This is a genomic window from Thalassospira xianhensis MCCC 1A02616, assembly GCF_003326475.1.
Classification (GTDB): domain Bacteria; phylum Pseudomonadota; class Alphaproteobacteria; order Rhodospirillales; family Thalassospiraceae; genus Thalassospira; species Thalassospira xianhensis.
Genome location: NZ_JPWA01000031.1, coordinates 49,232 through 58,541, shown reverse-complemented (window position 1 = coordinate 58,541; position 9,310 = coordinate 49,232). Strand labels below are relative to the sequence as shown.

Here is a 9,310-nt window from a genome sequence, read left to right as displayed (position 1 = left end):
CCCGATCCGAATGGCGCGCGGCACGGGCGGCCGGACTGATCCCCGATCCGCGAGGTGCCGTACCGGGCCAGATGGAACGCATCATCGCTGTGTTACGGGTTCTGGAATATCTGCAACATCGTTTCCACGAGGCTTCCAAACCGCCAACCTATCGCCGGATGTTGCGCGAAACCAAACTGGGTGGTCGGGATTTGAATTGGGCGCTGGCAGCGCTTCGTCGTGACAAGTTGATTGAGCGATCCGAAAGCCATCGCTGGCTTCTATCGGGGGATTTATCGCGGATTACGCTGGTGGATTTGATGACCCGACTTGGGCTGTTTCTGGATTATGACCGGTTACTTCTTGTCAATGCTGATGGTGGCTGGCCGACTGCGATGCGCGAACGTTTGGTCGAACTGGAAAAAACACGCAAGACCGTCCTTGATGTCAATGTTGCTGAGCTTCTTGATTTACCCAAATCCGAGGACAAGGTACCCGAAACGGCGGAACCGAAGCGGGAACAGGAATCATCAGGGGAAATCGGGCCAAAAGATATGACGCAGATCGTTGATTAATCCCGGCTGTCCGGTGTTGTGTCACCGGATGCGTCATCCGGACGGCTCATTTCGATCCGGATATCGCCATCACTACTGCGCAAATGCAGATCACGTTGCGGGAACGGAATTTCGATCTCGTTTTCCTTGAAGCTGTCCCAGACATTGAGCAAAACTTCGCTAATGATATTGCCGCGTCCGTTTTGCGGATCCGTGATCCAGAAGCGGATTTCAAGATCGACCGAATTATCACCAAAGCCGCGCAGCAATGTATTCGGGCCGGGATTATCCAGCACGCGTGCGCATTTTGCAGCAGCCTCGTTGCAAAGTTTGATCGCGAAATGCGGATCGCAACGATAGGCAATCCCGACCGGAACCTTCAGGCGCAATTTGACGTCCGAGTGGCTCCAGTTTTCGACCTGATTGGTGATCAGGTCTTCGTTCGGGATCAGGAATTCGGTACCGTCACGGGTCCGAACGGCGGTGTAACGTGCCCCCAGCGATTGTATCCAGCCAAAGGTATCGCCAATTGCGATCACGTCACCCGGCTTGATCGACCGGTCCAGCAACAGGATCACGCCGCTGATCAGGTTGGCGACAATCCGTTGCAGACCAAACCCGATGCCGACACCGATGGCACCGCCAAAGACGGCAAGCGCGGTCAGATCGACACCGATGGTCGAAAGCGCAAACAAAACCGCAATCGACAGCAGCACAAGTTTCAGAAGCTTGGACATAAGCACCTGAACCGAGGGTGTCAGTCGGTGAACCTTCTGGATGCGTTGTTCGAAAATGCGCGACGCAAAGGACGCGACCCATAGCAGGATCGCCAGCGATAGCATCGCTTTGAGGACACCAAATACCGATATCCGAAATTGCCCGATTTGAAGGGCAAGACTGTCAAGCAGATCAATCGTCGGATCAAGCCAGCCGACGATGTTAAGCGCAGCCAGCCCCCAGGCGATGATCGCAATGCTGCGCGCCCAGACTGGATCATTGACAACGGCCGTGCCCAAGCGAATGAAAATCCACGCATTCAGAAGGCTTGCAACCAGACGCAGGATATTATGCCGAAGTCCTGCCTGTATCGCGATGGCATCAATAAACCAGATCAGCAGAACCAAAATGATCGGGAAGGCGAGGTCTGGCAAAACCGCAAGCAATCGTCGAAAACCGGCATAATGCAAAAGCGCCCGCCAGTTTTGCAAACGAGCCAGTTGGCGCGAAAGCGGACGACGTAGCAACAGAGCCGGGATTACTGCAACCAGACAGGCAACAATCTGCAACAGGATCGGAACAAGCAGGACATTGGTTTCCACCCATGCGGCGGCCTGTTCAAGCCAGATCACGAGTTGGCCGGGATTCCAGAATTGTTCCATGCGTGTCCTGCGTCTTCCCTGTATGACGATCTGCGAATGGAAAATGTTTTATTTCATATGGTAACGCGAACCCGCCCCTGCGAGATAGGGTTGTGTTATTCCTGTTTGGGATTTCCGAAGCAGCTTCCTTGACGATAGATAGCTATCTATTTAAGTCTGTAATATCAAAAATCCTCCTGCAGGTGTTCCCATGACAAATCCCTCTGATAGCAATGCGTCGCGTGAACAGTTCGGTATATGGCTGGGCATGCTCGCCCGGCAATGGCGCGCCGAAGTTGATCGGCGTTTATCGCCCTTTATCCTGACGGAGGCACGCTGGATAATCCTTTTTCGCCTAAGCACGGCCGATCATGACCTGACCCAAAAGGAACTGGCGCGCGTTGCCGGAGTGCAGGGGCCCACATTGGTGCGGACCTTGGACTGGCTGGAGGAAAAGGGGCTGATCGAACGGCGCGAAGTCCCTGATGACCGGCGGGCAAAAACCGTTCATCTGACGGAACGGGCGGAACCGGCACTGCGTCAGATTCAGGCGGTGATACAGGGTGTGCGCGCCCAGATTTTTGCCGATGTTTCCGACGAAGAACTTGAACAATGCCTCGCCGTGTTCAAAAAGATCGGACGCCAGTTCGATGCCTTTGCCGGAAGCGCAGAGGACAGGGATATGGTCATCGTTGGGCAGGGCAAGAAATAGGCACCTGCTGCCAGTTGCTGTCTAGGACCGGTTTGACGACCTGTTCCGCAGGCTTTCATTTTCCCAGCGTTCTGTCAAAACCGCTGCCCCAAAGCCAAGCCCGCCAAAGATCGCAAGGCTGATCGCGATTGCGGGTAAAAGACTGCCGGCAGGCAGGAGAGTTGGCGATCCGTTCGGCAATGACAGCCAAACCATGGTGGCACTGCCCCACAATACACCAACCGTCACCACTCCGATCCCGGTGAAGGCAAGCCGTAAACGTGAAATGCTCTTCATTGCCGCGCTCTGCTGCGTTCGACGGAACCGTCATAATGGATCGCGACCGTTTCGTCGGTTTGATTGTCACGGGCAAGTGCGATGACATCGGCCGGTTTGCGCCGTAAAAGCGTTACGATATCGCCAGAAGCGACTTCGCCAATCACGCTGTAACCGGCAACCCGCCCGATCTTGCAATCGCGCATCGATGCCGGGGTGGTCATCATCGCTTGCTGTTCCGAAAGCGACAGGTTGCTGACCTGTGCGGGGCGAACATCGAAACCTTCGGCCACAAGACGGCTTTGCCAATCGGCGCTATTTTGGCAATCGGCGGTATAGGAAAGTTCCAGCGTCGGACGTGATGTGCCGACAAATGCTGTGAGTCCAATCAGGGCTATACCGGCCAGAACCGTCGTAAGTGCAATGGGTCGCATGGTTTATGCCTTTGTCAGATGAAACTGCAAAGGCAGAATGCCCGCGAAGTACAGTTCAGGTCTTGAGTCCGGTCAAGCCGCCAGCAGGTCTGACCGGATCGCTGTGTCAGCGCGCCTTGTAGGGATGCTTTTCCGACCATTCGCGAACGAAATCGATCAGTTCATCATCGCGATTTTCCGGCAGCTTGACAGTCAGATGTACATATTGATCGCCGCGTTTGTCACCACGGGCATAGGCCGCACCCTTGCCGCGCAGGCGCAGTTTCGTGCCGCTATTGGCATTGGCAGGCAGTTTCATGCTGACTTTGCCATTGATCGTCGGGACTTCGATGGAGCCACCCAGAACCGCCTCGGCAAGACTGATCGCCAGATCGCAATGCAGGTCATTGCCTTCGCGGCGGAACGTTTTATCAGGGTGGACATGCAGCTTGATCAGCGCATCACCTGCTTCCCCGCCATTCATGCCTGCCATCCCCTGGCCTTTCAGCCGGAGGGTTTGGCCATCCTCGCTTCCAGCGGGAATGCGGACTTCAAGACTTTTGCCACTCGCTAGGTTGATGCGCTTGGTCGTGCCGATGATCGCCTCAGCCAGATCAAGGCTCAGTTCGTAGGAAATATTCGGTCCCTTGACCTTTTCGGCCTGCCTGCGGCCACCAAACCCGCCGCCACGTCCACCTTTGCCGAAAATCTCGTCAAAGATATCCTCGGCATTGGCACCCGAAAACCCGAATGGATCGCCGCCGGCCTGACCGCTGTAACGTGCGCCGCCCCCACGGCCGAACGGTCCGGTTTCGCGGCCATCGGCATCAATCTCGCCCGCGTCATATTTCTTGCGACGTTCGGCATCCCCCAGAAGATGATAGGCGGCCGAAACTTTTTTGAACCGCTCTTCGATCTTGGTGTCGCCGGGATTGACGTCCGGATGAAGCTCGCGCGCAAGTTTGCGATAGGCTTTCTTGATTTCGTCCTGGGTGGCGTTTTTGGCAACGCCCAAAGTCTTGTAGGGATCCTGCATCGCCTGACCGGTTGGATAAAGGGAAACTCTATAGATGTATTATAAGCCTGTATCGGCTATGGCAAGGAAGCCATTTGTTTTAATTGCTGTCCTTGACATGGCTCAGATATGAAAAAGCGGCGCTGTCCGCAAGGAACGCGCCGCTTTTTTTAAATGTCATTCCGTGAAGATCAGTTCACAACTTCCCAGCTGCCATCCGGCTTGCGGCATGCCGTGCCATAAGCCTCTTCCTGCTTGCCGCCGATGGTTACTGTTTGCTGATATTCGCGGCAATATTCCTGGGTCTTCGGTTCCTGATAGGTGCGAACCGGGGTTACCGTCCCCCGCGCACCGGTATCGGGATTGTTCCAGGTTGAAGTCTGGCCCGTGGGGGCACTTTCAAGTGTCCGCTGGGTGTTCTGCGCCATGATGGCACGGTCCGCATTGTCAAGCGACCGGCCTACTTCACTGCCGATAAAGGCTCCGGCAAGCGTACCAAGTGCAACGCCTACGAGCTGCCCCGATCCTTTACCGAACTGGGCACCGGCAACAGCACCACCAACCGCGCCCAGAAGGGTGCCGGCGGTCTGTTTCTGACCCTGATCCTGTGCACAACCGGCAATGAATGCGGTCATCACGACGGGGATAACGATATGACGGAATTTCATATTTATTTGCCTACCTTGTCTTTCCTGTCCCAACCGATATGTTCTGTATCTACGGAACGATCTTGAGTATGTCGTTTCACGTATATCCAAAACCCGTATCTTTCGAATTTGGTGCGGATTTTGAACTATCAAAGGAATCCTGACCCCAATGGACGAAAAAAATACGCCAAAAATTGGGCATGAAGCCCACGCGGTTCCGTTCGATCTTTTTGACGTGTGGTTTAACGAGGCGAAAAACAAGGAGAAACCGTATCCCGATGCGATGACGCTGGCGACAGCTGATGCCAACGGGCGGCCATCGGCACGTATCGTTCTGCTAAAGGGGTTCGACGAGCGCGGCTTTGTTTTTTATACCAATTATGAAAGCCGCAAGGGTGATCAGCTTGCCGAAAACAGCTTTGCTGCATTGTGCTTTCACTGGAAATCGCTTGAAAAATGCGTGCGTATCGAAGGTGCGGTAACGCGCGTTGATGGTGCAGAATCGGATGAATATTTTGCATCGCGTCCGCGCGGCAGCCAGCTTGGTGCCTGGGCTTCGATCCAGTCCCGTCCAATGAGCGGCCGGTTCGATCTGGAAAAACGGGTTGCTGAATTTACCGCCAAATTCGGACTGGGCAAAGTGCCGCGCCCCGAACATTGGGGCGGTTTCCGTCTGATCCCTGATCGTATCGAGTTCTGGTCCGAGGGCAAATTTCGCCTGCATGATCGCCAGCTTTATACCCGGGATGCCGAAGACAAGGGGTGGAACCTGCAGAAGCTGTTCCCCTGAGAGGCTTCGGAAACGTTGCCAGATTCCGGAAAAGCAAACCGCAGGGATCAGTGCGTTTGGGGTAGTTGGAAGTCTTAAGCCTCTTCGGGAGGGCAGAATACTTCCTGCAATACGCCGATGATCTTCATGATATCGGGATTGGCCAGCGAGTAATAAATCGTTTGCGATTCCCTGCGCGTCTTCACCAGCCCGTCACGGCGTAATCTGGCAAGGTGCTGTGATAGAGCCGATTGCTTGATGCCAAGTTCACCTTCCAGAGTGCTGACCGATTTTTCGGTTGTTCCCAGTGAACAAAGAACCATAAGGCGCCATTCATTTCCCAATGTTTTCAGGAACTCCGCAGCATCACGAGCGTTTTTGTGTAAATTGCTATAAGGCATCAGGCGTAGCATCCATTCTCGCAGTCGGTTCGGCTATTTTCTGGCGCATTGAATTCGACAAACCGGTTAATCTATTTAATCTTCGTAGTTCGGCAACGCATTGGTTTGATGTTACACTGGATTTCGTCACCAGCTAAGCAATTCGTAGCGGAAAGGCCGGTTTCGTTGATTAAACGGGTTCTTTTATGAAAGTTTTGATCTTGAACAAGGAAAGATGCGTTTTGCAGTTGCAGAATAGGCCTGCATGACGTTTTGACGCGTTGAACTGACCGCAACAAGGCATATGTGTCGAAAGACACACCAATCTCGGGAGTGAGTGCGATGGCAGTAAGAACGATTCTGGCTCCGGTGGCAGGTTCGAATATAGACCAGCGAGTACTTGATCTGGCGTTTCGGACGGCCAAAAGATTTAATGCACATCTCGAAGCACTGTTTGTCGCGGCCGAACCTCAGGATGCGATTCCGATTGTCGGTGAAGGCATGTCGGGTCTGATCATCGAAGAAATGATGCGGGCTGCAGAAAGCGAAACCCAGCGACGTGAAACCCGCGGGCGTGCAGCATATGACGCGGCACGCGATGCCGCTGCCGTTGCCGAGGCTGCGGTTCCGATGCCTGACCTTCAGGCGACCTGCGCATGGCGGCGGGATAACGGTCGGGAGGACGAAACGGTCGCACGACGTGGTCGTTTGTTTGATCTTGTCGTGATTGGACGCGATCCGCGCGAAGCAGCAGCGTCGCTAACCTTTGATGCCGCCCTGATGGAAACCGGTCGCCCGTTACTGGTTGCGCCGGAAAAAACACCCGAAACCGTTGGTGAAAAAGTCGTGATTGCCTGGAATGGCGGTGTCGAAGCCGCGCGCGCCGTGACATCGGCCATGCCACTTCTGCGCACGGCCAAGGAAGTCACCATCGTCAGTGTTGGTGAAGTCCCCCATGGTCGTGCGTGTGCCAAGGCACTGGCCGAACAGTTCCTTTGGCACGGAGTCGAGGCACGGGTGTCGGAATTGTCCGAACAGTCGCATGTTGCTAGTGCCTTGATATCCGAGGCGGAAAAGGTCGGTGCCGATAGCATTGTTCTGGGTGCGTACAGCCATTCACGTTTCAAGGAAATGATCCTTGGCGGGGTGACGCAGGATATACTGGCAAAATGCACTTTGCCGCTTTGGATAATGCATTGACCCATAGGTCACGTAACATCCTGAAATCCGGATGATTATTTGTATGATCATTGGTATATGACACTAAAGGCGCAGTCTTCTGCGCCTTTTTTTGTTGCGTCTGCGAAGAAAACCCGCCACCGTTACCAAAATCTTACAAAGACGGAACCCCATGGGCGCAAACCCGGAACGAGGTGTTCCGCACGGTGGAAGAAACGTCTGGCAGGGGAATTCCCATGTTATCACTTCGCGATGTCATTGATTTCGCTTCCATGTCCGAAGATCTGGCCCGGGAACTTGCCCGCCGGAATGTCGGTTTGCCCGATCTTGGTGCGGTTGTCGCCGGGTATGATGGTGCTGCTGCCAAACCTGTTAGCACTTGCAATGCAGCGCCCTGCGCGGCGAACGACGTGGATAGCGAATAACCCGTCAAATCCGTGCCTGATTGATCAGAACAGATTGATCTGGCCGTCATCCTGCTTGGCGGTTTTAGGGCCGTCTTGCAAATCTTCGGACCATTTCAGAACATGATCGGGCACCGGACTCAGCATGTGACGCACAGTGTCAAACCGATTGGCGGGATCAAGCCATCCGGCGATATGGTTCGGCCCGATTAAGGCGGGCATTCTGTCGTGGATATGCGCGATCGAGGGCGCGGGGACGCAGGTGATAATCACCGCCTCGGTTCCGTTTTCAAGCCCGGCAAACAGCACCGGCTGATGATCGGGTAGGGTGATGCGGGTTTTGTGTTTGACTGCGCCGTCCTTGCGCCATTCAAACCAGCTTGTGGCCGGGATCAAACATCGCCGTTCGAGCAACGGTCGAAAGGTCGGCTTTTGATCAAGGGTTTCGGCACGGGCATTGATCAGTGGTGCATTCAGGTTCGAAACGCTTAAACCCCAGCGCCGCAGGGCTGGTTTCTGACCGGGCAGGACGACAATGACCGGATCTGTCGGGCGACGAATGCCCGAGAGGTTTTCAAACGCCGAGTCATCACTCTGGCTTTCGTCATCCTGCTGCTCGGTAAAATCGGACACCTGCCTACGAATAACATCCCCAAGATCGATGGCCAGTTGTGTCTGAAACGCGTTCATGTCGCTGATAAGCTGATATTGGCTGCACATTGGATTGTCCGTTCCTGAATTGACAATGATCATAGCCGTTTGACTGGTTTTGACACAACCTTCGTCCTATATAGGAGCGCGTGTTGCGATGCGTGCTTGCGACGGACCGTAATGCTATAAGAACATGACGATAAAATATAACGCGCCACTTCGGCGCGCGGGATTTGAAAGAGCGGCCCAATGAATGCCAATGCCCCGAAAACCGTTGTCCTGACCGGTGCAAGCCGTGGAATTGGCCATGTTACGGTCGGTTATTTTGCCGCGCGTGGCTGGCGGGTGATTTGCTGTTCACGTGAAGCCCCGCCGCCCAGTTGCCCGCGTGATCCGGCACAGGGTATTCATATCGCCGCCGATCTTTCCAAACCCGAAGATGTCGAACTTTTCATCAAACAAGCCAACGAAGTGCTGGGCGATGATCCGCTGCATGCGCTGGTGAACAATGCAGGTGTATCGCCCAAAACGCCTTACAAGGAACGGCTGGGCTGCCTGAATGGCGATATCGAGGCATGGCGTGATGTGTTCGAACTGAACTTCTTTACTCCGCTGACTTTGTCGCGTGGCTTTGCCGCCGCCCTGCACCGGGGCAAGGGGGCGATTTGCAACATCACCTCGATCGCAGGTCATTATGTCCATCCCTTTGCCGGATCGGCCTATTCGACGTCAAAGGCGGCATTGTCCGGTCTGACCCGCGAAATGGCGGTGGAATTTGCCGAACTTGGCGTGAGGGTTAATGCTGTTGCCCCCGGCGAAATCAAAACCGCAATGATTTCCCCGGAATACGAGGCACTGGTCCCGCGTATTCCCATGAACCGTATGGGCACCCCCGAAGACGTGGCGGCCGCGGTGCACTATCTGGTCGGCGAAGACAGCAGCTATGTCACCGGCACGGAAATTTTTGTAACCGGCGGGCAGCATTTGTACTGAG

At 54.7% G+C, this 9,310-nt stretch carries 12 protein-coding genes and 1 pseudogene; 6 read left to right on the top strand and 7 right to left on the bottom strand.

What is annotated here, in order from left to right:
* Positions 1-554 (top strand): annotated as a pseudogene (locus TH5_RS19875) (YihY family inner membrane protein); the annotation flags it as partial.
* On the opposite strand, the gene TH5_RS19870 reads toward TH5_RS19875, so the two are convergent.
* The gene (locus TH5_RS19870) at positions 551-1,912 is read right to left on the bottom strand and encodes a mechanosensitive ion channel family protein (RefSeq protein WP_114123319.1); all 1,362 of its coding nucleotides are present in this window, start codon (positions 1,910-1,912) and stop codon (positions 551-553) included. The pseudogene TH5_RS19875 and the gene TH5_RS19870 overlap by 4 nt on opposite strands.
* A gap of 190 nt (positions 1,913-2,102) precedes the next feature.
* Between TH5_RS19870 and slyA the strand changes: the two genes are divergently transcribed.
* Positions 2,103-2,603 (top strand): transcriptional regulator SlyA, encoded by a 501-nt coding sequence (gene slyA / locus TH5_RS19865; RefSeq protein ID WP_114123318.1) that lies wholly within the window; start codon positions 2,103-2,105, stop codon positions 2,601-2,603.
* Between the two features lie 21 nt (positions 2,604-2,624).
* Here the strand turns inward: slyA and TH5_RS19860 are convergent, their stop codons facing one another.
* From TH5_RS19860 to TH5_RS19845, 4 genes are all read right to left on the bottom strand, one after another.
* The gene (locus TH5_RS19860; RefSeq protein ID WP_114123317.1) at positions 2,625-2,879 is read right to left on the bottom strand and encodes a hypothetical protein; all 255 of its coding nucleotides are present in this window, start codon (positions 2,877-2,879) and stop codon (positions 2,625-2,627) included.
* Positions 2,876-3,292, bottom strand: a complete 417-nt coding sequence (locus TH5_RS19855) for a hypothetical protein (protein ID WP_114123316.1) — start codon at positions 3,290-3,292, stop codon at positions 2,876-2,878. Before TH5_RS19855 ends, TH5_RS19860 begins: the two co-directional genes overlap by 4 nt.
* A 106-nt stretch (positions 3,293-3,398) precedes the next feature.
* Complete coding sequence (locus tag TH5_RS19850) at positions 3,399-4,307, bottom strand: DnaJ C-terminal domain-containing protein (RefSeq protein ID WP_114123315.1); 909 nt, start codon at positions 4,305-4,307, stop codon at positions 3,399-3,401.
* A 170-nt stretch (positions 4,308-4,477) separates the two neighbouring features.
* A complete protein-coding gene (locus TH5_RS19845; RefSeq protein WP_114123314.1) occupies positions 4,478-4,954 on the bottom strand; it encodes an RT0821/Lpp0805 family surface protein in 477 nt (158 codons plus the stop codon).
* 148 nt (positions 4,955-5,102) lie between these two features.
* Between TH5_RS19845 and pdxH the strand changes: the two genes are divergently transcribed.
* Positions 5,103-5,723, top strand: coding sequence for a pyridoxamine 5'-phosphate oxidase (gene pdxH / locus TH5_RS19840; protein WP_114123313.1), 621 nt, complete (start codon positions 5,103-5,105; stop codon positions 5,721-5,723).
* A gap of 74 nt (positions 5,724-5,797) precedes the next feature.
* Here the strand turns inward: pdxH and TH5_RS19835 are convergent, their stop codons facing one another.
* Positions 5,798-6,103: an ArsR/SmtB family transcription factor gene (locus TH5_RS19835; protein ID WP_062952459.1), complete on the bottom strand. Its 306-nt coding sequence runs from the start codon at positions 6,101-6,103 to the stop codon at positions 5,798-5,800.
* A gap of 321 nt (positions 6,104-6,424) precedes the next feature.
* Here TH5_RS19835 and TH5_RS19830 point away from each other — a divergent pair, with 321 nt between their 5' ends.
* The gene (locus tag TH5_RS19830) at positions 6,425-7,282 is read left to right on the top strand and encodes a universal stress protein (RefSeq protein WP_114123312.1); all 858 of its coding nucleotides are present in this window, start codon (positions 6,425-6,427) and stop codon (positions 7,280-7,282) included.
* Between the two features lie 215 nt (positions 7,283-7,497).
* Positions 7,498-7,686: a hypothetical protein gene (locus TH5_RS19825; RefSeq protein ID WP_114123311.1), complete on the top strand. Its 189-nt coding sequence runs from the start codon at positions 7,498-7,500 to the stop codon at positions 7,684-7,686.
* A gap of 24 nt (positions 7,687-7,710) precedes the next feature.
* On the opposite strand, the gene TH5_RS19820 is transcribed toward TH5_RS19825, so the two are convergent.
* A complete protein-coding gene (locus TH5_RS19820) occupies positions 7,711-8,385 on the bottom strand; it encodes an SOS response-associated peptidase (protein WP_114123328.1) in 675 nt (224 codons plus the stop codon).
* 180 nt (positions 8,386-8,565) lie between these two features.
* On the opposite strand from TH5_RS19820, the gene TH5_RS19815 reads away from it, so the two are divergent.
* On the top strand, positions 8,566-9,309 hold the full coding sequence (locus TH5_RS19815; protein ID WP_062959002.1) for an SDR family NAD(P)-dependent oxidoreductase: 744 nt from the start codon (positions 8,566-8,568) through the stop codon (positions 9,307-9,309).
* The last annotated feature ends 1 nt before the right edge of the window (position 9,310 follow it).

Excerpts from the sequence above, each read along its gene's own strand:
- TH5_RS19870 (WP_114123319.1), bottom strand. The coding sequence starts at position 1,912 with ATGGAACAATTCTGGAATCCCGGCCAACTCGTGATCTGGCTTGAACAG.
- slyA (WP_114123318.1), top strand. The coding sequence starts at position 2,103 with ATGACAAATCCCTCTGATAGCAATGCGTCGCGTGAACAGTTCGGTATA.
- TH5_RS19860 (WP_114123317.1), bottom strand. The coding sequence starts at position 2,879 with ATGAAGAGCATTTCACGTTTACGGCTTGCCTTCACCGGGATCGGAGTG.
- TH5_RS19855 (WP_114123316.1), bottom strand. The coding sequence starts at position 3,292 with ATGCGACCCATTGCACTTACGACGGTTCTGGCCGGTATAGCCCTGATT.
- TH5_RS19850 (WP_114123315.1), bottom strand. The coding sequence starts at position 4,307 with ATGCAGGATCCCTACAAGACTTTGGGCGTTGCCAAAAACGCCACCCAG.
- TH5_RS19845 (WP_114123314.1), bottom strand. The coding sequence starts at position 4,954 with ATGAAATTCCGTCATATCGTTATCCCCGTCGTGATGACCGCATTCATT.
- pdxH (WP_114123313.1), top strand. The coding sequence starts at position 5,103 with ATGGACGAAAAAAATACGCCAAAAATTGGGCATGAAGCCCACGCGGTT.
- TH5_RS19835 (WP_062952459.1), bottom strand. The coding sequence starts at position 6,103 with ATGCCTTATAGCAATTTACACAAAAACGCTCGTGATGCTGCGGAGTTC.
- TH5_RS19830 (WP_114123312.1), top strand. The coding sequence starts at position 6,425 with ATGGCAGTAAGAACGATTCTGGCTCCGGTGGCAGGTTCGAATATAGAC.
- TH5_RS19825 (WP_114123311.1), top strand. The coding sequence starts at position 7,498 with ATGTTATCACTTCGCGATGTCATTGATTTCGCTTCCATGTCCGAAGAT.
- TH5_RS19820 (WP_114123328.1), bottom strand. The coding sequence starts at position 8,385 with ATGTGCAGCCAATATCAGCTTATCAGCGACATGAACGCGTTTCAGACA.
- TH5_RS19815 (WP_062959002.1), top strand. The coding sequence starts at position 8,566 with ATGAATGCCAATGCCCCGAAAACCGTTGTCCTGACCGGTGCAAGCCGT.